The organism is Flavobacterium columnare, from assembly GCF_014844295.1.
GTDB classification, from domain to species: Bacteria; Bacteroidota; Bacteroidia; order Flavobacteriales; family Flavobacteriaceae; genus Flavobacterium; species Flavobacterium columnare.
In genome coordinates, this window is the sequence record NZ_CP054494.1 from 855039 (window position 1) to 879957 (window position 24919).

The 24919-nt window shown below is 34.8% G+C and carries 36 protein-coding genes; 2 read left to right on the forward strand and 34 right to left on the reverse strand.

Annotated features, from left to right (window positions below; translation table 11 throughout):
• Positions 1-97: 97 nt before the first annotated feature.
• The 34 genes from eno to rpsL all read right to left on the reverse strand — a co-directional run bounded on the left by eno (position 98) and on the right by rpsL (position 19805).
• Positions 98-1390 (reverse strand): phosphopyruvate hydratase, encoded by a 1293-nt coding sequence (eno, locus tag HUE53_RS03775; RefSeq protein ID WP_065213078.1) that lies wholly within the window; start codon positions 1388-1390, stop codon positions 98-100.
• Between the two features lie 54 nt (positions 1391-1444).
• Entirely contained in the window at positions 1445-2557 is a 1113-nt protein-coding gene (gene carA, locus HUE53_RS03780) for a glutamine-hydrolyzing carbamoyl-phosphate synthase small subunit (RefSeq protein WP_065213077.1), read from the reverse strand.
• 89 nt (positions 2558-2646) lie between these two features.
• Entirely contained in the window at positions 2647-3129 is a 483-nt protein-coding gene (gene rplQ, locus HUE53_RS03785; RefSeq protein WP_097609397.1) for a 50S ribosomal protein L17, read from the reverse strand.
• Positions 3130-3191: 62 nt separating this feature from the next.
• A complete protein-coding gene (locus tag HUE53_RS03790) occupies positions 3192-4184 on the reverse strand; it encodes a DNA-directed RNA polymerase subunit alpha (protein WP_014166260.1) in 993 nt (330 codons plus the stop codon).
• Positions 4185-4209: 25 nt separating this feature from the next.
• Positions 4210-4815: a 30S ribosomal protein S4 gene (gene rpsD / locus HUE53_RS03795; RefSeq protein WP_014166261.1), complete on the reverse strand. Its 606-nt coding sequence runs from the start codon at positions 4813-4815 to the stop codon at positions 4210-4212.
• A 96-nt stretch (positions 4816-4911) separates the two neighbouring features.
• Positions 4912-5295 carry a 30S ribosomal protein S11 gene (gene rpsK / locus HUE53_RS03800; RefSeq protein ID WP_014166262.1) on the reverse strand — a complete coding sequence of 128 codons (384 nt, stop codon included), beginning with the start codon at positions 5293-5295 and terminating at the stop codon, positions 4912-4914.
• An 11-nt stretch (positions 5296-5306) separates the two neighbouring features.
• Complete coding sequence (rpsM, locus tag HUE53_RS03805) at positions 5307-5681, reverse strand: 30S ribosomal protein S13 (RefSeq protein WP_014166263.1); 375 nt, start codon at positions 5679-5681, stop codon at positions 5307-5309.
• 2 nt (positions 5682-5683) lie between these two features.
• Positions 5684-5800 (reverse strand): type B 50S ribosomal protein L36, encoded by a 117-nt coding sequence (gene ykgO / locus HUE53_RS03810; protein ID WP_014166264.1) that lies wholly within the window; start codon positions 5798-5800, stop codon positions 5684-5686.
• Position 5801: 1 nt separating this feature from the next.
• Positions 5802-6017, reverse strand: a complete 216-nt coding sequence (gene infA, locus HUE53_RS03815) for a translation initiation factor IF-1 (protein WP_008254466.1) — start codon at positions 6015-6017, stop codon at positions 5802-5804.
• 1 nt (position 6018) lies between these two features.
• Positions 6019-7365: a preprotein translocase subunit SecY gene (gene secY, locus HUE53_RS03820; RefSeq protein ID WP_014166265.1), complete on the reverse strand. Its 1347-nt coding sequence runs from the start codon at positions 7363-7365 to the stop codon at positions 6019-6021.
• A 14-nt stretch (positions 7366-7379) separates the two neighbouring features.
• Positions 7380-7832, reverse strand: coding sequence for a 50S ribosomal protein L15 (rplO, locus tag HUE53_RS03825; RefSeq protein ID WP_014166266.1), 453 nt, complete (start codon positions 7830-7832; stop codon positions 7380-7382).
• A gap of 12 nt (positions 7833-7844) precedes the next feature.
• A complete protein-coding gene (rpmD, locus tag HUE53_RS03830; protein WP_014166267.1) occupies positions 7845-8027 on the reverse strand; it encodes a 50S ribosomal protein L30 in 183 nt (60 codons plus the stop codon).
• A gap of 12 nt (positions 8028-8039) precedes the next feature.
• A complete protein-coding gene (gene rpsE, locus HUE53_RS03835) occupies positions 8040-8564 on the reverse strand; it encodes a 30S ribosomal protein S5 (RefSeq protein ID WP_014166268.1) in 525 nt (174 codons plus the stop codon).
• A 6-nt stretch (positions 8565-8570) separates the two neighbouring features.
• Entirely contained in the window at positions 8571-8924 is a 354-nt protein-coding gene (rplR, locus tag HUE53_RS03840) for a 50S ribosomal protein L18 (protein ID WP_065213076.1), read from the reverse strand.
• A gap of 11 nt (positions 8925-8935) precedes the next feature.
• Entirely contained in the window at positions 8936-9481 is a 546-nt protein-coding gene (gene rplF / locus HUE53_RS03845; RefSeq protein ID WP_014166270.1) for a 50S ribosomal protein L6, read from the reverse strand.
• 14 nt (positions 9482-9495) lie between these two features.
• On the reverse strand, positions 9496-9894 hold the full coding sequence (gene rpsH / locus HUE53_RS03850) for a 30S ribosomal protein S8 (RefSeq protein ID WP_014166271.1): 399 nt from the start codon (positions 9892-9894) through the stop codon (positions 9496-9498).
• 80 nt (positions 9895-9974) lie between these two features.
• A complete protein-coding gene (gene rpsN, locus HUE53_RS03855; protein ID WP_014166272.1) occupies positions 9975-10244 on the reverse strand; it encodes a 30S ribosomal protein S14 in 270 nt (89 codons plus the stop codon).
• A gap of 3 nt (positions 10245-10247) precedes the next feature.
• Positions 10248-10799, reverse strand: coding sequence for a 50S ribosomal protein L5 (rplE, locus tag HUE53_RS03860; RefSeq protein WP_014166273.1), 552 nt, complete (start codon positions 10797-10799; stop codon positions 10248-10250).
• 2 nt (positions 10800-10801) lie between these two features.
• The gene (rplX, locus tag HUE53_RS03865) at positions 10802-11113 is read right to left on the reverse strand and encodes a 50S ribosomal protein L24 (RefSeq protein WP_041253269.1); all 312 of its coding nucleotides are present in this window, start codon (positions 11111-11113) and stop codon (positions 10802-10804) included.
• 11 nt (positions 11114-11124) lie between these two features.
• On the reverse strand, positions 11125-11493 hold the full coding sequence (gene rplN, locus HUE53_RS03870; RefSeq protein WP_014166275.1) for a 50S ribosomal protein L14: 369 nt from the start codon (positions 11491-11493) through the stop codon (positions 11125-11127).
• A 2-nt stretch (positions 11494-11495) separates the two neighbouring features.
• Positions 11496-11753, reverse strand: a complete 258-nt coding sequence (gene rpsQ, locus HUE53_RS03875; RefSeq protein WP_014166276.1) for a 30S ribosomal protein S17 — start codon at positions 11751-11753, stop codon at positions 11496-11498.
• A gap of 18 nt (positions 11754-11771) precedes the next feature.
• On the reverse strand, positions 11772-11963 hold the full coding sequence (rpmC, locus tag HUE53_RS03880) for a 50S ribosomal protein L29 (protein ID WP_014166277.1): 192 nt from the start codon (positions 11961-11963) through the stop codon (positions 11772-11774).
• Positions 11964-11975: 12 nt separating this feature from the next.
• Positions 11976-12401 (reverse strand): 50S ribosomal protein L16, encoded by a 426-nt coding sequence (gene rplP / locus HUE53_RS03885; protein ID WP_014166278.1) that lies wholly within the window; start codon positions 12399-12401, stop codon positions 11976-11978.
• An 18-nt stretch (positions 12402-12419) separates the two neighbouring features.
• Positions 12420-13160 carry a 30S ribosomal protein S3 gene (rpsC, locus tag HUE53_RS03890; RefSeq protein ID WP_014166279.1) on the reverse strand — a complete coding sequence of 247 codons (741 nt, stop codon included), beginning with the start codon at positions 13158-13160 and terminating at the stop codon, positions 12420-12422.
• A 5-nt stretch (positions 13161-13165) separates the two neighbouring features.
• Entirely contained in the window at positions 13166-13576 is a 411-nt protein-coding gene (gene rplV, locus HUE53_RS03895) for a 50S ribosomal protein L22 (RefSeq protein ID WP_014166280.1), read from the reverse strand.
• Positions 13577-13584: 8 nt separating this feature from the next.
• Positions 13585-13863: a 30S ribosomal protein S19 gene (rpsS, locus tag HUE53_RS03900; RefSeq protein ID WP_014166281.1), complete on the reverse strand. Its 279-nt coding sequence runs from the start codon at positions 13861-13863 to the stop codon at positions 13585-13587.
• A gap of 6 nt (positions 13864-13869) precedes the next feature.
• Positions 13870-14694, reverse strand: a complete 825-nt coding sequence (gene rplB / locus HUE53_RS03905; protein WP_014166282.1) for a 50S ribosomal protein L2 — start codon at positions 14692-14694, stop codon at positions 13870-13872.
• 10 nt (positions 14695-14704) lie between these two features.
• Positions 14705-14992: a 50S ribosomal protein L23 gene (rplW, locus tag HUE53_RS03910; protein ID WP_014166283.1), complete on the reverse strand. Its 288-nt coding sequence runs from the start codon at positions 14990-14992 to the stop codon at positions 14705-14707.
• A 6-nt stretch (positions 14993-14998) separates the two neighbouring features.
• Positions 14999-15628 (reverse strand): 50S ribosomal protein L4, encoded by a 630-nt coding sequence (rplD, locus tag HUE53_RS03915; protein ID WP_014166284.1) that lies wholly within the window; start codon positions 15626-15628, stop codon positions 14999-15001.
• The gene (gene rplC, locus HUE53_RS03920) at positions 15628-16245 is read right to left on the reverse strand and encodes a 50S ribosomal protein L3 (protein WP_014166285.1); all 618 of its coding nucleotides are present in this window, start codon (positions 16243-16245) and stop codon (positions 15628-15630) included. Before rplC ends, rplD begins: the two co-directional genes overlap by 1 nt.
• Before the next feature lie 116 nt (positions 16246-16361).
• Positions 16362-16667 carry a 30S ribosomal protein S10 gene (rpsJ, locus tag HUE53_RS03925; RefSeq protein WP_014166286.1) on the reverse strand — a complete coding sequence of 102 codons (306 nt, stop codon included), beginning with the start codon at positions 16665-16667 and terminating at the stop codon, positions 16362-16364.
• A gap of 11 nt (positions 16668-16678) precedes the next feature.
• Positions 16679-18823: an elongation factor G gene (gene fusA, locus HUE53_RS03930; RefSeq protein ID WP_014166287.1), complete on the reverse strand. Its 2145-nt coding sequence runs from the start codon at positions 18821-18823 to the stop codon at positions 16679-16681.
• Between the two features lie 11 nt (positions 18824-18834).
• Positions 18835-19311 (reverse strand): 30S ribosomal protein S7, encoded by a 477-nt coding sequence (gene rpsG, locus HUE53_RS03935; protein ID WP_014166288.1) that lies wholly within the window; start codon positions 19309-19311, stop codon positions 18835-18837.
• Between the two features lie 113 nt (positions 19312-19424).
• Positions 19425-19805 carry a 30S ribosomal protein S12 gene (rpsL, locus tag HUE53_RS03940; RefSeq protein ID WP_014166289.1) on the reverse strand — a complete coding sequence of 127 codons (381 nt, stop codon included), beginning with the start codon at positions 19803-19805 and terminating at the stop codon, positions 19425-19427.
• A 170-nt stretch (positions 19806-19975) separates the two neighbouring features.
• On the opposite strand from rpsL, the gene HUE53_RS03945 reads away from it, so the two are divergent.
• Together HUE53_RS03945 and HUE53_RS03950 are read left to right on the forward strand one after the other, a co-directional pair.
• Complete coding sequence (locus HUE53_RS03945; protein ID WP_065213074.1) at positions 19976-21622, forward strand: BamA/TamA family outer membrane protein; 1647 nt, start codon at positions 19976-19978, stop codon at positions 21620-21622.
• 82 nt (positions 21623-21704) lie between these two features.
• Positions 21705-24917 carry a SusC/RagA family TonB-linked outer membrane protein gene (locus HUE53_RS03950; protein WP_041253270.1) on the forward strand — a complete coding sequence of 1071 codons (3213 nt, stop codon included), beginning with the start codon at positions 21705-21707 and terminating at the stop codon, positions 24915-24917.
• Positions 24918-24919 lie beyond the last annotated feature (2 nt).

The window sequence follows — 24919 nt, forward strand, 5'->3', positions numbered from 1 at the left end:
AACGTAATACAAAGTCTGGAACCATTTACAGCACGTACAAACAAAAAAATCCTGAGTACTTTTAGCACTCAGGATTTTCTAAACATTCAAAAATAAATTATTTTACTTTAAAAGCATTTTTTCCAGAAAAATAAGCCACATCACCTAATTCCTCTTCAATGCGCAATAACTGATTATATTTAGCCATACGATCTGAACGAGAAGCCGAACCAGTTTTTATTTGACCACAGTTTAAAGCTACTGCCAAATCCGCAATCGTATTATCTTCTGTTTCTCCAGAGCGATGAGACATTACTGAAGTATATCCTGCATTATGTGCCATATTTACAGCAGCAATAGTTTCTGTTAAAGTTCCGATTTGGTTTACTTTAATCAAAATTGAATTTGCTATACCTTCCGAAATACCACGAGATAAGCGTTCAACATTAGTAACAAATAAATCATCACCTACTAATTGTACTTTATTACCAATTTTTTCTGTTAATAATTTCCAACCAGACCAATCATCTTCATACATTCCATCCTCAATTGAAATGATTGGATATTTAGCACATAAATCTGCCAAATATTCTACTTGTTCTACAGAAGTTCTTATTTTCCCTTTTTCGCCTTCAAACTTTGTATAATCATAATTTCCGTTTACATAAAACTCAGAAGCGGCACAATCTAAAGCAATCATAATATCATCACCAAAAGTATAACCTGCTTTTTCTACTGCTAATTTGATTGAATCCAAAGCATCTTCAGTACCACCCGCTAAATTAGGAGCAAAACCACCTTCATCTCCTACTGCCGTAGAAAGGTTTCTATCGTGTAAAACTTTCTTTAAATTATGAAAAATTTCAGTTCCCATTTGCATAGCATGCGTAAAAGAAGTTGCTTTTACTGGCATAATCATAAACTCTTGAAAAGCAATAGGCGCATCTGAATGCGAACCGCCATTGATGATATTCATCATAGGTACAGGTAGCGTATTTCCAGACACTCCTCCTACGTAACGATATAAAGGCAAGCCTAACTCGTTAGCCGCAGCTTTAGCTACTGCTAATGATACTCCTAAAATAGCATTAGCTCCTAATTTAGATTTATTAGCTGTTCCATCTAAATCGATCATGATCTTATCGATAAGATTTTGTTCGAAAACAGAAGTACCTACTAAAGCTTCTGCAATAGTTGTATTTACATTTTCAACGGCTTTCATAACACCTTTCCCCATGAATGCAGTACCGCCATCACGTAATTCAACTGCTTCATGTTCTCCTGTAGAAGCTCCTGAAGGCACCGCTGCACGCCCTAAAACGCCGTTTTCTGTCACTACATCTACTTCTACTGTAGGATTACCTCTTGAGTCTAAGATTTGTCTTGCATGAATTTTTATTATAATACTCATTTTGTTTAAGTTTTTAGATTTTAGAAATCTAAAATAGAATTTCTAAAATAGTTATTATTTAATTTTATATTCTTTTATATTTTCAATAAATTGATCAAACAAATAAGAAGAGTCATGTGGCCCTGGACTGGCTTCTGGATGATATTGAACTGAAAAACAATTTTTATTTATTATTCTCATGCCTGCAACCGTACCGTCATTTAAGTGTTCGTGTGTGATTTCTAAGTCTGCATGTTGTTCTAATTCTTCTCTATTCACGGCAAAACCATGATTTTGTGAAGTAATTTCTCCTTTACCAGTAATTAAATTTTTTACAGGGTGGTTAATTCCACGGTGACCATTAAACATTTTATAAGTAGATACACCATTAGCTAATGCAATTACTTGGTGACCTAAACAAATACCGAATAAGGGTTTATTTTCATTTAATATTTGACGAGCTACTTCCTGTGCACTATAAAGAGGATCTGGATCACCAGGACCATTAGACAAGAAAAAACCATCAGGATTAAAACCTTTTAAATCTTCAAAAGAAGCGTTATAAGGAAAAACTTTGATATAACAATCCCGTTTTGCCAAATTGCGTAGAATATTTTTTTTAATTCCTAAATCTAAGGCTGAAATTTTATACGTTGCATTTTCATCACCATAAAAATAAGGTTCTGTAGTAGATACTTTAGATGCTAATTCCAATCCTTTCATATCTGGAGTAGCTGCTAACAGTTGCTTTAATTCTTCTACAGGTGTACCATCTGTACAAATGACTGCATTTTGGGCACCATGATCACGTATATAACTCACTAAAGCACGTGTATCAACATCAGAAATACAGATTAAATTTTCCTTTTTAAAGTAATCAAAAAGATTACTTTCAGAATCAGAACGTGAATGGAAAGCTGAGAAATTTTTACAAACCAATCCTGAAATCATAATTTTATCTGATTCTACTTCATTTCCATTAACCCCATAATTCCCAATATGTGCATTGGTAGTCACCATGATTTGCCCAAAATAAGAAGGATCGGTAAAAATTTCTTGGTATCCTGTAGTTCCAGTATTAAAACAAACTTCTCCAAAAGTTTTACCTGAAATCCCTACAGATTTACCATGAAAAATTGTTCCGTCTGCCAGAAGTAAGATGGCAGACTGTTTTGTTGTGTGTTGCATTGTTTAAAAAAGTTTGACAAATTTATTCAAAAAAAAAAGGATAAACCAAAAAGTTTATCCTTTTTTATATTTATGAATTGAGCATCATATTATTCTGCAGATTCAGAAGATTCTTCAGTTGCAGGAGTTTCAGCAGCAGATTCAGATTTTTTAGCTTTACTACCACGGCGGCTTTTCGCTTTTTTAACCTCTTTTTTACCACCGTTGTAGATTTCGTTAAAATCCACTAACTCAATCATTGCCATATCAGCGTTATCTCCTAAACGGTTCCCCAATTTGATGATACGAGTGTATCCTCCTGGACGGTCACCTACTTTAGCAGCTACATCTCTGAATAATTCAGTAACCGCATATTTATTTCTTAAGTAAGCGAAAACTGTACGACGATTATGAGTTGTATCTTCTTTAGATTTTGTTACTAATGGCTCAACAAATTGTTTAAGCGCTTTAGCTTTAGCAACAGTTGTATTAATACGTTTATGTTCGATTAATGAACAAGCCATATTAGCTAACATAGCTTTTCTATGTCCAGCCTGTCTGCTTAAATGGTTTACTTTTTTTCCGTGTCTCATGACGTTGCTTTTTAAACTTCATCTTGCATCAATCCACTTTGGAGAGCAAAATATGAAGACTATTATTCTTTATCTAACTTATATTTTGACAAATCCATTCCGAACGTTAAGTTCTTATTGGCTACTAATTCATCAAGCTCAGTTAATGATTTTTTACCAAAGTTACGGAACTTCATTAAGTCATGTTTGTTGAACGATACTAAGTCTCCTAATGTATCAACTTCAGCAGCCTTTAAGCAGTTTAATGCTCTTACAGATAAGTCCATATCAACTAATTTAGTTTTCAATAACTGTCTCATATGTAATGATTCCTCATCATATGATTCTGTTTGAGCAATTTCATCAGCCTCAAGAGTGATTCTCTCATCAGAGAATAACATAAAATGGTGAATTAATACCTTAGCCGCTTCAGTTAGAGCATCTTTAGGATGGATAGAACCATCTGTTTTTATTTCAAAAACTAATTTTTCATAATCCGTTTTTTGCTCAACACGGAAGTTTTCAATAGCGTACTTCACATTCTTTACAGGTGTAAAGATAGAATCAGTAAATATAGTACCGATTGCAGCATTTTGTTTTTTGTTTTCCTCTGCTGGAACATAACCACGACCTTTTTCGATGGTCATTTCCATGTTCAAATTTACATTGCTGTCTAAATTACAAATTACTAATTCAGGATTTAACACTTGGAAACCTGAAATAAATTTTTGAAAATCACCAGCAGTAATTTGATCTTTACCTGATAAAGAAATAGAAACTGATTCGTTATCGATATCTTCAATTTGACGTTTAAAACGTACTTGTTTTAAGTTAAGGATAATTTCAGTTACGTCTTCTACAACACCAGGTATAGTAGAGAACTCATGATCCACTCCTTCGATACGAATAGAAGTGATAGCATAACCCTCAAGAGCAGAAAGTAAAACTCTTCTTAAAGCGTTACCAACAGTCAATCCGTAACCTGGTTCAAGAGGTCTGAATTCGAATTTTCCTTCGAAATCAGTAGAATCGATCATGATAACTTTATCGGGCTTCTGAAAATTAAATATTGCCATAAATTTCGACTGATGTCAATTATTATTATTTGTTGTACAATTCGACAATTAGTTGTTCTTTAATGTTCTCAGGGATTTGTAATCTTTGAGGAACTGATACAAAAGTACCTTCTTTCGTATCGTTATTCCATACGATCCACTCATACACTTGAGAAGCAGCAGCTAAAGAACGTTCGATTGATTCTAAAGATTTAGATTTTTCACGAACAGCAACTTTGTCACCTGGTTTTAAATGGTAAGAAGGAACGTTAACCACTTCACCATTTACTGTAATATGTCTGTGAGTTACAATTTGTCTAGCAGCTCTTCTTGAAGGTGCCACACCCATTCTGTAAACTACATTATCTAAACGAGCTTCACATAATTGTAAAAGGATTTCACCTGTTACACCAGAAGCAGCAGAAGCTTTTTCGAATAAATTTCTGAATTGCTTTTCTAAAATACCATAGGTATATTTAGCTTTTTGTTTTTCCATTAACTGGATAGCATATTCAGATTTTTTACCTCTTTTTTTAGCTAAACCGTGTTGCCCTGGAGGGTAATTTCTCTTTTCGAAGGCTCTGTCATCTCCGAAGATTGCTTCGCCAAACTTACGAGCAATTTTAGTTTTAGGACCAGTATATCTTGCCATTTTAAAAATTGTTTAAGGTTGAAATTGCGAATTCAGGTCTAATAAATCCTCCGCACTCATGTACCAACCTAGTTATACTTAAATAATATAAAAAAATTAAACTCTACGTCTTTTTGGAGGACGACATCCGTTGTGTGGCATTGGAGTAACGTCAATGATCTCAGTTACTTCTATACCTGAATTATGGATTGAGCGGATAGCTGATTCTCTTCCGTTTCCAGGTCCTTTAACGAACACTTTTACTTTTTTAAGACCAGCTTCTAAAGCAACTTTTGAACAGTCTTCAGCTGCCATTTGAGCTGCATACGGAGTATTCTTTTTAGAACCTCTGAAGCCCATTTTACCAGCAGATGACCAAGCAACAACTTCACCTTTCTTATTTGTTAAAGAAATAATGATGTTGTTAAAAGTTGAACTTACGTGTGCCTCACCAGTAGACTCAACAACAACTTTACGTTTTTTTGTATTTGCTTTCGCCATATTACTAATTATTATTTAGTTGCTTTCTTCTTGTTAGCAACAGTTTTTCTTTTACCTTTTCTTGTTCTAGAATTGTTCTTAGTTCTTTGACCTCTTAAAGGAAGACCAGATCTGTGACGGATACCTCTGTAACATCCAATATCCATTAAACGTTTGATGTTTAATGAAGTTTCAGAACGTAATTCTCCTTCAATTTTGTAATAAGAAACCGCTTCACGGATAGCTCCGATCTCGTCGTCATTCCATTCTTGAACTTTTTTATCTTGGCTTACTTGAGCTTTCTCTAAAATTTCGATAGCTCTGCTTTTTCCAATTCCGAAGATATATGTCAAAGCGATGACACCTCTTTTGTTTTTAGGTATATCTACCCCTGCTATTCTTGCCATAATTATCCTTGTCTTTGTTTAAATCTAGGATTCTTTTTGTTAATAACGTATAGTCTTCCTTTTCTACGAACGATAATGCATTCTGCACTTCTCTTCTTAATTGATGCTCTTACTTTCATTTTAGTATCTATAAGTAATTCTTGCTTTAGACAAATCGTAAGGGCTCATTTCCAGTTTCACTTTGTCACCAGGTAACAATTTGATATAGTGCATACGCATTTTTCCAGAAATGTGAGCAATTACAATATGCCCGTTTTCTAACTCTACTCGGAACATGGCATTTGACAATGCCTCTATAATTGTTCCGTCTTGTTCAATTGCTGATTGTTTTGCCATATTAAGCTACTGCTTTTCTGTTTTTACCCGTTTTCATCAAACCATCATAATGTTGATTTAACAAATATGAATTAATTTGTTGAATTGTATCTATTGCAACTCCAACCAAAATCAAGAGTGATGTACCACCAAAGAACAATGCCCATTGCTGTTGCACTCCTAACACATTCATAACGATAGCTGGGAACACAGCTAACAATGCTAGGAAAATAGCTCCTGGAAATGTAATCAAGGACATCACATGATCTAAAAAGTCTGCTGTTTCCAGTCCAGGCTTAACCCCTGGAATAAAACCCCCACTTCTTTTTAAATCATCAGCCATTCTTGTAGTTGGCATAGTAATCGCAGTGTAAAAGTACGTAAAAATTACAATTAACGTAGCAAACACTAAATTATACTCCCAACCAAATATGTTTTGGAATCTTGTACTGATTGATTGAGCTGTTTCAGAAGATGATAAACCAGCCACAGCAGCAGGTATAAACATAATAGCTTGTGCAAAAATGATTGGCATAACACCCGAAGCATTTAATTTTAAAGGAATAAACTGACGATTCCCCCCCATTAAATCCTGCTCTAAGTCTCCAGAAACAGTACGACGCGCATATTGCACCGCCACCTTTCTAACAGCCATAGTCATTAAAACACAGGCAATAATTACAAGTAACCACACGATGATTTCTACAACAATCTTCATTAAACCTCCGTTGTTTTGAGAAACAGCAGATGAAAACTCCTGAGCAAATGCTTGTGGTAAACGAGCAACAATACCTACTAAGATTAACAACGAAATACCGTTTCCGATTCCTTTATCTGTAATTTTTTCTCCTAACCACATAGCAAACAAAGTACCTGTAGTTAAAATTAATACAGATGAGAACAAGAAAGCAAATGAATTAAATCCTAGTAAAAATGCTTCACCTGGTAAAGTACGGTACAGATTATAGATATAACCAGGCCCTTGAATTAGTGTGATACCAATGGTTAACCATCTTGTAATTTGGTTCATCTTCTTTCTTCCACTTTCTCCTTCTTTTTGTAGTTTTTGTAAATAAGGAATAGCAATTCCCATTAACTGAACAACAATTGACGCAGAAATATAAGGCATTATACCCAACGCAAAAACAGATGCTTGTGAAAAAGCACCTCCCGTAAATACGTTAATTAACCAACCAATACCCTTATCCGTTTGATTAGTTAATCCTTGCAACTGAGTTGCATCAATTCCCGGTAGTGTTACGTGAGCTCCAAAACGATAAACTAACAGGAGTCCTAAAGTAAATAGGACTCTGTTTCTTAGTTCCTCAATTTTCCAAACGTTTTGTAACGATTCAATAAATTTTTTCATCGTGTCTAGAAAATTTATAATTCTATAGCTTCTCCACCAGCCGCTTCGATAGCAGCTTTAGCAGATGCAGTGAATTTGTGTGCACTAACTTTTAATTTAGCTTTAAGCTCACCTCTACCTAAAATTTTAACAACTTCAGTTTTAGTAGCTAAACGGCTTGCAACTAAAGTAGTAAAATCTACCGTATCCGTTACAAGACCATTATCAACTAGAGTTTGTAAAGTATCTAAGTTTACACCTTGATATTCAACTCTGTTAATATTTTTGAATCCAAACTTAGGAACACGTCTTTGAAGAGGCATCTGACCTCCTTCAAAACCAATTTTTTTAGAGTAACCTGAACGAGATTTAGCTCCTTTGTGACCACGTGCAGCAGTACCACCTTTACCAGAACCTTCTCCTCTACCTACTCTTTTATTTTGGTTATGTGTTGAACCTTCAGCTGGCTGTAAATTACTTAAATTCATAACAGTCATTTGTTATTTAGTTTCTTCAGAAGAAACTAAGTGTTTAACTTTATTTACCATTCCAAGGATAGCAGGAGTTGCTTCATGCTCAACTACTTGACCCATTTTACGAAGTCCTAAAGCTTGCATTGTTCTCTTTTGATCTTGAGGACAATTAATAATGCTTCTTACTTGTTTTACTAATATCTTAGCCATAATTTCCTTGAATTAACCTTTGAATACTTTCTCTAAAGATACTCCTCTTTGTTTAGCAACAGTTACTGCGCTTCTCATTTGTAATAAAGCATCAAAAGTAGCTTTTACCACATTATGAGGGTTAGAAGAACCTTGAGATTTAGATAATACATCGTGAACCCCTACTGATTCAAGAACCGCACGTACAGCACCACCCGCAATAACTCCAGTACCATGAGAAGCTGGCATTAATAATACTCTAGCTCCACCAAATTTACCTTTTTGCTCATGAGGCACTGATTGTCCACTCAAAGGAATACGTACTAAGTTCTTCTTAGCATCTTCTACTGCTTTTGCAATAGCTTCAGAAACGTCTTTAGATTTTCCTAATCCGTGTCCAACTACACCGTTCTCGTCACCTACTACTACGATAGCTGAGAAACCAAATGCTCTACCACCTTTAGTAACTTTAGTAACACGATTAACACTAACCAAACGGTCTTTTAATTCAAGACCTCCTGGTTTTACTAGTTCTACGTTTTTATAATTATGATACATAATTTCTTAGAATTTTAATCCAGCCGCTCTAGCGCCTTCTGCTAATGATTGAACACGACCGTGGTACAAATAACCACCTCTATCAAATGTTACTGTATCGATACCTGCTTTTAAAGCTCTTTCAGCAAGTAGTTTACCTACTACTGCTGCTACTTCAACTTTAGTACCTTTAGTATCTACTTCTTTTTCACGAGAAGAAGCAGCTAATAATGTAACACCATTTACATCATCTATAAGCTGAGCATAGATTTCTTTGTTACTTCTGAATACAGATAAACGAGGTCTTGCAGCAGTTCCGCTTACAATCTTTCTGATTCTGTACTGTATTCTTTGTCTTCTTTCAGATTTTGTTAATGACATAATCTTATTTTTTAAGCTGATTTACCTGCTTTTCTTCTTAATACTTCACCTACAAACTTAATACCTTTTCCTTTGTAAGGTTCAGGCTTACGGAAAGAGCGGATTTTAGCCGCCACTTGACCTAACAACTGTTTGTCATAAGAAGTTAGCTTTACAATAGGATTTTTACCCTTTTCTGAAACGGTTTCCACAGTTACCTCTGGAGCCACTTCTAAAACGATATTATGAGAATACCCTAAAGCCAAATCAAGTTTATTTCCTTGATTAGAAGCACGGTATCCAACACCCACTAATTCTAATTCTTTTGTAAAACCAGTAGATACACCAGTAATCATGTTATTGATTAAAGCTCTAAATAAACCATGTTGAGCTCTTTCTTCTTTGCTATCTGCAGCTCTTGAAACAAGAACCTGATTTTCTTCAACTGTTACTGTTACATTGTCAGTAATCTCTTGAGAAAGTTGCCCTAATTTCCCTTTTACAGTGATAACTGAATCTTTTAATTCTACAGTTATTCCAGCAGGAATGGCGATTGGACTTTTACCTATTCTTGACATCTCTTAACTCTTTTTTAGTATACGTAACAAATTACCTCACCACCTACATTTAATTGTCTAGCTTGCTTATCCGTCATTACTCCTTTTGAAGTAGAAACGATAGCAACACCTAAACCATTTAAGATTCTAGGTAATTTAGTAGCACCTGCATACTTACGTAAACCTGGTTTACTAATTCTTTGAATGTTCTTGATTACCGCTTCTTTAGTATCTTTATCATACTTTAAAGCGATTTTGATTGTTCCTTGAACAGTCTCATTTTCGAATTTGTAGCTAAGGATATAACCTTGATCGAATAAGATTTTTGTGATTTCTTTTTTCAAATTAGATGCAGGAATTTCCACCACTTTATGGCTTGCTTTCGAAGCATTTCTAATTCTTGTTAAGAAATCCGCAATTGGATCTGTATACATATAAACAAAATTGCGGTTATGGTTTTCAACCCACACTCGCGGGTTGAACCTATAACCTGTTAATAATCTCTTTTATAATCTTACCAGCTAGCTTTTCTAACTCCTGGTATCAATCCTTGGTTTGCCATTTCACGGAAAGTTACACGTGAAATACCGAATTGACGCATATACCCTCTTGGTCTACCTGTTAATTTACAACGATTGTGCAAACGAACGGGCGAAGCATTCTTTGGTAATTTTTGCAAAGATACATAATCTCCAGCTTCTAACAAAGCTTTTCTTTTCTCTGCATATTTTTCTACCGTTTTTTGTCTTTTCACCTCGCGGGCTTTCATTGATTCTTTAGCCATGTCTTAATTCTTTTTAAAAGGTAAACCTAATTCAGCTAATAATGATTTTGCTTCTTTATCTGTTTTCGCAGATGTTACAAAAGTAATATCCATTCCTGAAATTTTATTTACTTTATCAATATCAATTTCTGGAAAGATAATTTGTTCAAGTACTCCAAGGTTGTAGTTTCCTCTACCATCAAATCCTGTAGATTTGATACCATTGAAATCTCTTACACGAGGTAAAGAAGAAGTAATTAGACGATCTAAAAACTCATACATTCTTTCTCCACGCAAAGTTACTTTTGCACCAATCGGCATACCTTTTCTCAATTTGAAAGAAGCAACGTCTTTCTTAGAGATAGTAGGAACTGCTTTTTGACCAGTAATCTTTGTCAACTCTTCTACAGCATAATCGATAAGTTTTTTATCAGACACAGCTGCACCAACACCACGGCTCACAACGATTTTTTCCAATTTTGGAACTTCCATTACGTTTTTGTAACCGAATTCTGTTGTAAGAGCAGCAATTACTCTGCTCTTATATTCTTCTTTTAGTCTAGGTATATAAGCCATTACTATAATACTTGATTAGATTTTTTTGAAAATCTTACTTTCTTATCCCCTTCTACTTTAAAACCTACTTTAGTAGCATTACCTTTAGTATCTACTAACATTAAGTTTGAAACGTGTATAGGAGCTTCTTTTTTAACGATTCCACCTTGAGGATTTTGAGCACTTGGCTTAGTGTGCTTAGACACCATGTTTACCCCCTCAACTACCGCTTTGTTTTTTTCACGAATTACACGTAAAACTTTACCTTCAGCACCTTTATGGTCACCAGCGATAACTTTTACAGTGTCACCTGATTTTATTTTTAGCTTCATCATCGTAATAATAATTAAAGCACTTCTGGTGCTAATGATACAATTTTCATGAATTGTTTTTCACGAAGTTCTCTAGCTACAGGACCGAATACACGAGTTCCTCTCATTTCACCTGCTGCATTTAATAATACACAAGCGTTATCATCGAAACGGATATAAGAACCATCAGCTCTTCTTACTTCTTTTTTTGTTCTAACAACAACTGCAGTTGAAACCGCACCTTTCTTAACGTTTCCGTTAGGAGTTGCATCTTTGATAGCTACTACAATTTTGTCACCAACTGAGGCGTAACGTCTTTTTGTTCCACCTAAAACACGGATAGTTAAAACTTCCTTAGCTCCCGTATTATCTGCTACTTTTAGTCTTGATTCCTGTTGTACCATAATTATTTAGCTCTTTCAATGATTTCAACTAATCTCCAACATTTAGTTTTACTTAATGGACGAGTTTCCATGATTTTTACTGTATCACCAATGTTACAGTCATTCTTTTCGTCGTGTGCAACATATTTTTTAGTTTTTAACACGAACTTACCATATAATGGGTGTTTTACTCTTGTTACTTGAGAAACAACAATAGATTTATCCATTTTGTTAGAAGTAACTACACCAACTCTCTCTTTTCTTAAATTTCTTTTTTCCATCTTTTCAGCTGAATACTATTATTGAAGCTCTCTTTTAGTTAATTCAGTTGCGATTCTCGCTACTGAACGTCTGATACTTCTAATTTGAAGTGGATTCTCGATTGGAGAAATAGCATGAGCAATCGTTAGGTCGGCATAAGTCTTTTTTAATTGAACTAGCTTTTCTTGTAACTCAGCTGCAGATAGATTTTTAATTTCTGATTGTTTCATAATCTTCTTATATTATGCTTCGAAATCTCTAGCAACGACGAATTTAGTTTTTACTGGTAATTTTTGAGCGGCAAGACGTAAAGCCTCTTTTGCAACCGCTAGTGGCACACCACCTACCTCAAACATAATTCTTCCTGGTTTAACAACAGCAGCCCAGTATTCAACTGCACCTTTACCTTTACCCATACGTACTTCAAGAGGCTTCTTAGTGATAGGTTTGTCTGGGAAAATTTTGATCCATAATTGCCCTTCACGTTTCATGTAACGAGTTGCTGCAATACGAGCCGCTTCGATTTGGCGTGAAGTTAAGAAAGCACCTGTTTCGTGAACCGATTTAATTCCAAACATTCCATTTGAAAGTTCATGACCTCTAGTCGAGTTCCCTTTCATTCTACCTTTCTGTACCTTACGGTATTTTGTTCTTTTAGGCTGTAACATTTTTCTTTAATTTAAAAATTACTTTCTTTTACGAGCTCCTTGTTTACCGTTTGATTTTCCACCACGTGGAGCATCACCACCTTTACCAGCTGCAGCTTTTTTATCCATACCTACAAGTGGCGAAAGGTCTCTTTTTCCGTAAACTTCACCTTTCATGATCCATACCTTAACACCCATTCTACCGTAAGTAGTATGTGCTTCTGCTAAAGCATAATCAATATCAGCTCTGAAAGTTGATAGAGGAATACGTCCTTCTTTGAAACTTTCTGAACGCGCCATTTCAGCACCGTTTAAACGACCAGAAATCATTACTTTGATTCCTTCTGCATTCATTCTCATAGAAGCAGCTATAGCCATTTTAATTGCTCTTCTATAAGAGATACGGCCTTCGATTTGACGACAAATACTATTAGCTACCAAATAAGCATCTAACTCAGGTCTTTTGATTTCAAAGATATTGATTTGAACCTCTTTGTCTGTAATTTTCTTAAGTTCTTCTTTTAACTTGTCTACCTCTTGACCGCCTTTACCAATAATGATACCAGGACGAGCCGTAGTGATAGTAACGGTTACAAGCTTTAAAGTTCTTTCGATAATTACTTTCGACACACTAGCTTTTGATAAACGAGCGTGGATATACTTTCTGATTTTGTAATCTTCAGCGATTTTATCACCGTAGTCATTACCACCATACCAGTTAGAATCCCATCCTCTGATGATACCAAGGCGATTTCCGATTGGATTAGTCTTTTGTCCCATCTTTATTAATTGCTTTGTGTGTTATTAATTGATCCTAATACGATTGTAACGTGATTAGAACGTTTTCTAATTCTGTGTGCGCGACCTTGTGGAGCTGGGCGTAATCTTTTTAACATCATACCACCATCCACTTTGATCTCTTTTACAAATAAGCCTGCTTCAGCTACATTACCTTCACTATTTTTCTGTTCCCAGTTGTTAATAGCAGATAATAATAGTTTTTCTAATTTTCTTGAAGCTTCTTTTTGACTAAATCTTAATATATTTAGTGCATTCTCAACTTTCTGACCTCTTACCAAGTCTGCTACTAAGCGCATTTTTCTAGGTGAAGTAGGGCAGTTATTTAATTTAGCAAACGCTAAAGACTTATTAGCCTCTTTTCTTGCTTCTGCTGCTTCTCTTTTACGAACTCCCATGTCTTCTTTTATTTTTTACCTTTATTTTTAGCTCCAGCGTGACCTCTAAAAGATCTAGTTGGTGAAAATTCACCTAACTTGTGTCCTACCATGTTTTCAGTAACATATACTGGAACAAATTGACGACCGTTGTGAACTGCGATTGTTTGTCCTACGAAATCTGGAGTAATCATTGAAGCTCTAGACCAAGTTTTAACAACATTCTTGTTTCCTGCCTCAGCATTCTCCAATACTTTCTTTTCTAATTTATAGTGTACAAAAGGTCCTTTTTTTAATGAACGTGCCATATCTTATTATTTCTTTCTACGTTCTACAATATACTTGTTGCTCGGGTTTTGTTTAGCACGGGTTCTATAACCTTTAGCTGGTAAACCTTTTCTTGAACGTGGGTGACCTCCAGATGAACGTCCTTCACCACCACCCATTGGGTGATCAACAGGGTTCATAGCTACTGGTCTTGTTCTAGGTCTTCTACCTAACCATCTAGATCTACCTGCTTTACCAGAAACGATTAACTGGTGATCTGAGTTAGAAACAGCACCTATAGTTGCAGAACAAGTTAACAAGATTAATCTTGTTTCTCCAGAAGGCATTTTGATAGTAGCATATTTACCATCACGAGCCATTAATTGAGCAAATGTACCAGCCGAACGAGCAATAGTTGCACCTTGACCTGGACGTAACTCAATACAAGAAATTACTGTTCCTAGAGGAATTTTGCTTAACGGCATAGTATTCCCGATTTCAGGAGCTACATCAGCACCCGAAACTACAGTTTGCCCAACTTTTAAACCATTTTGAGCAATAATATATCTTTTTTCACCATCAGCATAAGCCAATAATGCGATAAAAGCTGTTCTGTTTGGATCGTACTCGATTGATTTCACTGTAGCTGGAATTCCATCTTTAGTTCTTTTGAAATCGATGATACGATATCTTTGTTTGTGACCACCGCCTGTATAACGCATAGTCATCTTTCCTTGACTATTTCTACCTCCAGATGATTTTTTCGGTGCGATTAATGAGCGCTCCGGCTTATCAGTAGTAATGGCGTCAAAACCATTAACAACTCTAAAACGCTGACCTGGGGTAATAGGTTTTAATTTTCTTACTGACATCTTACTTTACTTAGTTGTTGTAAAAATCAATTGTTTCTCCTTCTTTAACTTGTACGATTGCTTTTTTGTAAGCATTAGTTTTACCAGCTATCATACCACTTTTTGTATATTTGGTGGTGCGATCTGGACGTACATTCATTGTATTCACTTCTACAACAGTTACTCCATAAGCAGCTTCAACAGCTTTCTTAATTTGAACTTTGTTAGCTTTTTTATCTACAACGAAACCAAAACGGTTGAATATTTCTCCGTCTTTAGTTACTTTTTCCGTAACGATAGGTTTTATAATGATACTCATGGCCTATTATTTGCTTAAATTTTGTTCGATTCCTTCTAAAGATCCCTCTAAAAGAACTAAATTATTTGCGTTTAATATCGCATAAGTACTTAATTCTGAGTTAGTGATTACAGAAGATTTTTGTAAGTTACGAGATGATAAGTAAACATTTTTGTTGTCACCACCTAACACGAACAATGATTTTTTGTTTTCTAACCCTAACGCTTTCAATACGTTAATAAAATTTTTAGTACTTGGAGCTTCGAAACCGAAGTCTTCTAATACGATTAAGTTAGATTCTTTCGCTTTTAAAGTTAAAGCTGATTTACGAGCTAAACGTTTTAATGCTTTATTTAATTTGAAAGAGTAGTTTCTTGGTCTTGGACCAAAAACTGTTCCTCCTCCTTTAAACAAAGGACTCTTTTTAGATCCTGCACGAGCAGTACCAGTTCCTTTTTGCTTTTTGATTTTACGAGTACTACCAGCAACTTCTGCTCTTTCTTTAGACTTGTGAGTTCCTTGACGTTGGTTAGCCAAATATTGTTTCACATCTAAGTATAGAGCGTGGTTATTAGGCTCAATTGCGAAAACTGAATCAGAAAGTTGAACTTTTCTCCCAGTATCTTTTCCGTTGATATCTAATACTTTTACTTCCATTACTTCTGAACGATTACATAAGAGTCTTTGTGACCAGGAACACATCCTTTAACAACAAGTAAGTTCTTTTCAGCCACTACTTTTAAAACTCTAAGATTTTGAACTTTTACATTGTCTCCACCCATTCTTCCTGCCATACGCATTCCTTTGAATACTCTGGAAGGATAAGATGAAGCACCTACTGAACCTGGCGCTCTCAAACGGTTGTGCTGACCATGAGTAACTTGTCCAACACCACCAAAACCGTGACGTTTAACAACCCCTTGGAAACCTTTTCCTTTTGATACACCTTGAACATCTACGAATTCACCCTCAGCGAATAAATCCACAGTGATCACATCTCCTAATTTGTGCTCAGCTTCAAACCCTTGGAATTCAACAACCTTCTTTTTAGCAACCGTACCCGCTTTTTTGAAGTGCCCTTCAGCAGCCTTATTAGTTTGCTTTGCAGATTTGTCATCGAAACCAAGTTGAAGAGCCTCATACCCGTCAACCTCATTGGTTCTGACTTGGGTAACAACGCAAGGACCAACTTCAATAACAGTACAAGGGATGTTTTTCCCGTTCTCGTCGAAGATGCTAGTCATTCCGATTTTCTTTCCGATTAACCCAGACATACTTAAATAATTAATTATTAATAATATATATAACTCTAATTTTGAGTGCGCAAAAGTAAGCATTATGTTTTGAATATCAAAACATAATGCTTAAATATTTTAATTTGAGTAAATTATCACACTTTAATTTCAACTTCTACTCCACTTGGTAGCTCTAATTTCATTAAAGCATCGATGGTTTTTGAAGATGAAGAATAAATATCCAACAATCTTTTGTATGAACTCACTTCGAATTGTTCTCTTGATTTTTTGTTTACGTGCGGAGAACGCAACACAGTGAAAATCTTTTTATTAGTAGGTAATGGAATTGGACCAGTAACTACTGCACCTGTACTTTTTACAGTTTTTACGATTTTTTCTGCTGATTTATCAACCAACATATGATCGTAAGATTTTAATTTTATTCTGATTTTTTGACTCATTTTCTTAAAAATTAAGCGTTACCTTTAGCTTTCTTAATTACTGCTTCTGAAATGTTCGATGGTGTTTCTTCGTAATGAGAGAATTCCATTGTAGACGTAGCACGACCAGAAGATAAAGTTCTCAAAGTCGTTACATAACCAAACATTTCTGATAATGGAACGTTTGCTTTAATAGTTTTAGCCCCGTTTCTATCTCCCATATCATTTACTTGACCACGACGACGGTTTAAGTCACCTACGATATCCCCCATATTTTCTTCTGGAGTGATAACTTCAATTTTCATGATTGGCTCAAGAATTACAGCACCAGCAGCTTTAGCTACTTCTTTATAACCTAATTTAGCAGCTAATTCAAAAGATAAAGCATCTGAATCCACTGGGTGATAAGAACCATCCAACAAAGTTACTTTCAAGCTATCTACAGCATATCCTGCCAAAGGCCCTTGTTTCATAGCCTCTCTAAAACCTTTCTCTACAGCAGGAATATATTCTTTAGGAACATTACCCCCTTTTACTTCATTAACAAACGTTAACCCCATAGTTCCAGCTTCTGCAGGCTCTAAACGGAAAACGATATCACCAAATTTACCACGACCCCCTGATTGTTTTTTATAAACTTCACGGTGTTGTGCCGATTTGGTAAAAGCTTCTTTGTACTCTACTTGAGGTTCACCTTGATCCACTTCAACTTTGAACTCACGTTTCATACGATCTACTAAGATATCTAAGTGAAGCTCACCCATACCAGAGATAATTGTTTGCCCTGAAGCCTCATCAGTTCTAACAGTAAACGTTGGATCTTCTTCAGCTAATTTAGCTAAAGCCATACCCATTTTATCTACGTCAGCCTTAGTTTTAGGCTCAATAGCAATACCGATTACCGGATCAGGGAATTTCATTGATTCAAGAATGATAGGATTTTTCTCATCACACATTGTATCACCTGTTTTGATATCTTTAAAACCTACTGCTGCACCAATATCCCCCGCCTCAATATATTCGATTGGATTTTGCTTGTTTGCGTGCATTTGGTAGATACGAGAGATACGCTCTTTATTTCCTGAACGTGTATTCAATATATAAGAACCAGCATCTAAACGCCCCGAATATGCACGGAAGAAAGCTAAACGCCCTACATAAGGATCCGTAGCAATTTTGAACGCTAAAGCAGCAAATGGCTCTTTTACATCTGGACGACGCAAGATTTTAGTTTGATCTTCCTCTAACAAATCAGCATCATCAGGATGAATACCTTCAATACCCTCTTTATCTAAAGGAGATGGTAAATATTTACAAACTGCATCCAACATAAACTGAACTCCTTTGTTTTTGAATGAAGATCCACACAACATAGGAATAATTGCCATATCAATGGTAGCAGCACGTAATGCGTTGTTAATTTCCTCTTCTGTAATTGAATTTTCATCTTCCATATACTTATCTAATAAGTTTTCATCATAAGAAGCGATTTCTTCAATTAATTTAGAACGGTATTCTTTTACTTCATCAACCATATCTGCAGGGATATCGATGATATCAAAAGTAGCTCCTTGTGTTTCATCATGCCATACAATAGCTTGATTTTTCACTAAGTCAACTACTCCTTTAAAATCATTCTCCTCACCAATTGGCAAAGTAATAGCTACCGCATTAGAACGCAACATATCCTTAACTTGTTGACACACATTAAGGAAATTAGAACCTTGACGGTCCATTTTGTTTACGAATCCCATACGAGGAACTCTGTACTGGTCAGCTAATCTCCAGTTCGTTTCAGATTGAGGCTCAACACCATCAACCGCAGAAAATAAGAAAACTAAACCATCTAATACACGTAATGAACGGTTTACCTCTACTGTAAAGTCAACGTGACCTGGAGTATCGATAATATTAAAGTGGTACGGTTTAGACTCAGCTATATTTCTACCTTGATCTGTTGGAAAGTTCCAAGTACAAGTTGTAGCCGCCGAAGTAATTGTGATACCTCTTTCTTGCTCTTGTGCCATCCAGTCCATAGTAGCAGCACCATCGTGCACCTCTCCTATTTTATGAGACTTACCTGTATAGAACAAGATACGCTCTGTAGTGGTTGTCTTACCTGCATCGATGTGAGCAGCAATACCAATATTTCTAGTATATTTTAAATCTCTTGCCATTTCTTTACGAATTAAAATCTAAAGTGAGAGAATGCTTTGTTAGCTTCCGCCATTTTATGAGTATCCATTCTTTTCTTAACAGCAGCACCTTCTTCTTTAGCAGCAGCTAAAATTTCAGACGCTAAACGAGCTGCCATAGATTTCTCATTTCTTCTTCTTGCGTAAAGAATTAACCATTTCATCGACATAGAAATTTTTCTATCTGGACGAATAGGCATTGGAATTTGGAATGTAGCACCACCTACACGACGAGAACGTACTTCTACGTGAGGCATAACATTAGTTAAAGCGTCTTTCCAAATTTCTAACGCTGATTTTTCAGCATCTTGCTTTTTAGTTTCAACGATTTCTAATGCATCGTAGAATACTGCAAAAGCAGTCGATTTTTTACCATCCCACATTAAGTTGTTCACGAAACGTGTTACTAATTGATCGTTAAATTTTGGATCTGGTAAAAGAGGTCTTTTTTTGGCCTGTCTTTTTCTCATTTCTTTTTTGTTACTTTTTTAAAGTTTAAAGTTCAAAGCTCAAAGCTTAAAGCTACCCGCTATTCACTAGTTACTTTTTGCTTTTCACCACTCACTCTTTACTTAATTAAAAATTACTTTTTGTCTTTAGGGCGTTTAGCACCATATTTAGATCTTCTTTGTAAACGACCGTTCACTCCGGCTGTATCCAAAGCACCACGTACGATGTGGTATCTAACTCCTGGTAAATCTTTTACCCTTCCACCTCTAACTAATACTATCGAGTGCTCTTGCAGATTGTGTCCTTCACCTGGGATGTAAGCATTTACTTCATTACCATTAGTCAAACGCACACGCGCAACTTTACGCATTGCTGAGTTTGGCTTTTTAGGCGTAGTAGTATACACACGCGTACAAACCCCTCTTCTTTGAGGACAAGAATCTAAAGCAGCCGATTTACTCTTCTTAGTTAATTTGGCTCTTCCAGTTCTTACTAATTGTTGAATTGTTGGCATAATTAATACTAAATTATTTACTAGTTTATAAAAACCCGCTATTTACGGGGTTGCAAATGTATAGATTATTTTTCAAAAAACAAACTCTAAATAATTAATTTCCAGCACAGTTATTTTAACCACAATTAAAGTTATTTTTTTTACGTTATTTTTACCCAAAATATAAACTCTTGAAACAACTTATCCTACTTATCCTGTATTTTACCCTATCTCAAAAAAATTGGGGACAATATTTAGTTTTAAAAACTGAAGGAAATTCTATCCACGAAAGCAAAATAATAGACTCCCTATCTTCCTACAAAAGACATCCCAACCTCACTTCTTTAAACAAAGAAATAAGTCAGATTGCAAAAAAATTAACCGAAAAAGGATACATAGAACAAACAACAGTCATTAATCAAAAGATAAATGACAGCACCTACTACATTAGATACAAATTAGGGGATTGCATCCAAAAAATCCATATTTTTTTAGGAACTTACAAAAATCTATTAGAAAACGATCAAGATACCTTAAAAATAGATTTTAAAAACATAAACGATCAATTTCTAAAGTTCACCATAACTCTAGAAAAAAAAGGCTACCCTCTTAGCCAAATAAGACTTTCCAATATAAATAAAAGAGGTAAAAATTTAGTATCTGAAATTATTATCACTAAAGACCCAGAAAGAACCATCAACCAAATTAATATAAACGGCTATCCCAACTTCCCTAAAAACCATCTAAACATTATACTCAAGCATCACAAAAAAAGGATTTTCAACGACAATGAATTAAAAAAAATCAACAATGATTTCAAAAAGCTTCCTTTCTGCAAAATCACAAAAGAAGCAGAAATTCTTTTTACAAAAGACTCTACAACAATTTATACATACCTCGAAAAACAAAAGAGAAACACTTTTGACGGATATATAGGCTTTACCTCCCTCAAAAACAATCTAAAACTCAATGGCTATTTAGATTTCAAACTATTAAACACTCTAAACTGGGGAGAAAAATTTAACATCTACTGGAAAGACAACGGAGAACAACAGAGCGTTTTCAATTTAAACACAGAAATACCTTACCTCTTCAAAACCCCATTAATAGTAAAAGGGGAATTAAGTATTTTCAAACAAGACTCTATCTTTCAAAAAACAAAATCCGAAATCGAATTAGGATACTTATTAAACTATAATACTCGTTGGTACATAGGATACCAAGAAACAGAATCAAGCGATATACAAAACTCAGACTTAAAAACACTGACAGACTATAAAAATTTTTTTTACACTTTTAGCTTCCATCACCTAAATTATAATTCAAACGAAATTCCTTTTTTTGAAAAAACAAATTTCATCCTTAAAATAGGAACAGGAAGAAGAAACACCTCTAAATCTATATCACAATTTTTTACATTAGCTGAACTATCGCATCTATTCTATTTGAACGACAAAAACAGTCTGTTCGTTAAAAGTCAAAATTATTACCTAAAAAGTTCCGATTACCTAACCAACGAACTATTTCAATTTGGTGGCATTAATTCAATCAGAGGATTTAACGACAACAGTCTTCAAACCAATTTATTAACTTCAATACTCTCAGAATACAGATACAAAATTAACAACCATTTCTACCTGCATAGCATTATAGATTACGCATATACTGAAAACATAATTTCAAACACAAAAAGCAACCTAAAAAGCTTAGGAGTAGGCTTTTATTTAGTCAACAAAAAAAGCACCATACATCTACAATATAGCAATGGAACCAGTAACAAGAAGGGGTTCAATAGTAGAAATTCCATTTTTCACATAAATTTATTGTTTATATTATAGCAATTATAAAAAAAACATAAAAAAAAAATAAACTTTAAATTTTATTTCACATATTTGCATGAACTAATCAATTAATTATTTTATGAGATCAAAATTTAAATGGATTTACACACTACTAATAGTGTTGACGGTTCAGTTTTCTTTTGCACAAGAGAAAACTATTACTGGAGTGGTAACAGATGCTTCTGGGCCACTACCTGGAGTTAATGTTTTAGTAAAAGGTACGCAACGCGGATCTTCTACTGGATTTGATGGTAAATACAGCATTAAAGCAAAAGAAGGTGAAACTTTAATCTTCTCATTCATGGGAATGAAAGAAATTGCAAAAACGGTTGGAGCTTCTAATGTAATGAATACTGTTATGCAAAATGATTCTAAAGTATTAGGGGAGGTAGTTGTAACTGCCCAAGGCATCTCTAGAGAAAAAAAATCACTAGGCTACTCCACACAAAAACTTGATGCTGCAACTATTAATCAAGTCCCAACGAATAATTTCATAAATAATTTATCTGGAAAGGTTGCTGGTTTGGAAATCCGAAACAACTCTAACTTTGGCGGTTCTAGTAATATTGTTTTAAGAGGTACAAAAAGTTTAACGGGTAATAATCAAGCATTAATTATAATCGACGGAGTACCTATTAACAACGCTAATTTAAACGACTCAGACACAGCAAGCGGAAGACAAGGTTTTGATTTTGGAAACTCTGCTTCTGACATAGACCCTAATAACATAGAATCCATTAATGTACTTAAGGGAACTTCTGCTACTGCTCTATATGGGAGTGAAGCAGCAAATGGAGCTATTATCATTACAACAAAAAAAGGAAAAAAAAGAACCGCATTAGGAATTAGCCTAAGTTCAACATTATCTATATCAAATGCTAATAAGCAAACTTTACCAACATACCAAAAAGAATATGGAGGAGGTTACGCTGGTGAAGGCAGTAACTATACCGCTGATATTTTTGGCAATCCTAATGCTATAGTAAGTTCAACAGGAGATGATGCTTCTTACGGAAATGCCTTCAATCCTAACCAATTGGTATACCAATGGAATTCATTTGTAATAGGAAACCCCAACTATGGAAAAGCTACTCCCTGGGTAGCTGCTTCAAATGACCCTAACAGCTTCTTCAGAACAGCTTTTTCTACTGTAAATAATATTAATTTCAATGGAGGAGATGAAAAATCTGCTTATAATTTCTCATACACAAACAACAACGAAACTGGAATTTTACCAAACAGTAGTTTGAATAAAAATTCGATCAATGGTAGCTTCTCAAGAGATTTCACAAATAAATTAAAATCAAATACTTTCATTACATTTACTGATCAAAGTACAAAAGGTAGAAATGCTACAGGTTATGGAGATAACATCATAACAGGATTTAGACAATGGTGGCCAGTTAACGTAGATATAAAAGAACTAGAAAAGGAGTATTTCAGAACAAAACAAAACACTACTTGGAATCAAATAGACCCTACAAATGGTGACTTAAGACCTAATTTTTGGAATAACCCCTACTGGGATAGATATGAAAACTACGAAACAGACACAAGGACACGAGTATTAACAGGCAGTAGCCTTAGTTATGATATTTCAAAAAATTTTAATATTCTGGGTAGAGCTACATTAGAATACTCTTATGACAATCAAGAACTAAGAAAAGCAATAGGAAGTCATGCTGAAAACTTTGGCATAACTGGAGGTAATGCTTCTTCTGGTTATAGTATTTTCACAAGAGACTTCTTACAACAAACTTATGACTTAATAGCTACTTATAAATTTAATATAAGTAAAGATTTTGGCACAAGAATTTTAGGAGGCTACACATTTAAAAAAGCGAACTCAAGAAGTCTATTTGGCTCAACTACAGGAGGTCTTGCAAAACCTTACTTGTATTCATTACAAAATTCCAATGTATTTCTTGCCCCGATTCAATCAGAACTAAAATATGAAAAAAGTGGAATCTACACCCAAGGCACATTAGATTATAAAAAAATAATTTACCTAGAAGGAACAGTACGTCATGATGAGAGTACAGCTTTATTGGGAGCAGAAAATAAATACAATTACTTTTCTGTTGGAACAAGTTTGATATTATCTGAAATAATCAAAAAAGACTGGTTAAATCTAGCTAAACTAAGAGTAAATTATGCTGAAGTAGGTAACGATTTAGCTTTTGGAAGATTAGGCTCACGTGCTTTTAACGGAATTATAGATGGAAATCCTTTATTTGGTAATTCTACAACTTATTACGAACAAGAAAAATTAAAACCCGAAGTTCAAAGATCAATAGAAACTGGACTAGAACTAGGATTATACGATAGATTCAATCTAGACTTATCATTTTATAAAACCAATATTACTAATCAAATATTCAACGTCCCACAAAGTGGAGCAACTGGCTTTTCAGCTGCACGAATTAATGCAGGAGAAATGGAAAACAAAGGAATTGAGATTGCCTTATCAGGAAGTATTGTGAAAAGTCAAAAGTTTTCTTGGGAAGTTGGAATAAATTGGTCTAAAAACATAAACACTGTTAAATCTTTAAATCAAGGAAGAGACAATTTACTTTTAGCAAACTTTCAAGGAGGCGTATCTTTAAATGCAACTGTAGGCGAAGCTTATGGCACATTAAGAGGAACAGACTATGTATATGACGCTAATGGCAACAAAGTTGTAGGTTCAAACGGATTTTATTTAACACAAAACAACAAAGTCCTTGGAACAATACAAGCCGATTGGATAGGAGGTTTAAATAATAAAGTTCGTTATAATGATTTTTCCTTAAACTTTTTAATTGATGTAAAAAAAGGAGGTAGTGTTTATTCTTTAGACCAAGCATATGGACAAGAAACAGGTATATATCCTGAAACAACAGGATTAAATCATCTAGGAGTACCAGTAAGAAGCGCAAATAATGGAGGTATTATACTACCTGGAGTCTTAGAAAACGGACAACCTAACAATATCATAGCAGATGCATCTTCATCAGGAGGGACGGCCTTTAGCACTGACACTAATCCAAATAAAGCTTATATTTACGATGCTTCATACATTAAATTGAGAGAAGTTGGATTAACATATAACTTGCCTAATAAATACATCGAAAAATTAGATCTTTCTAGTATTAGCTTTAGTTTATTAGGAAGTAATTTATGGATAATACATAAAAATACGCCATACAGTGATCCTGAAGCAGGTTCTTCAGCTGGAAACATTCAAGGATTTCAATCAGGTGTAATGCCAGCAATTAAAACATATTCATTTAACATGAAAATCAACTTCTAAGA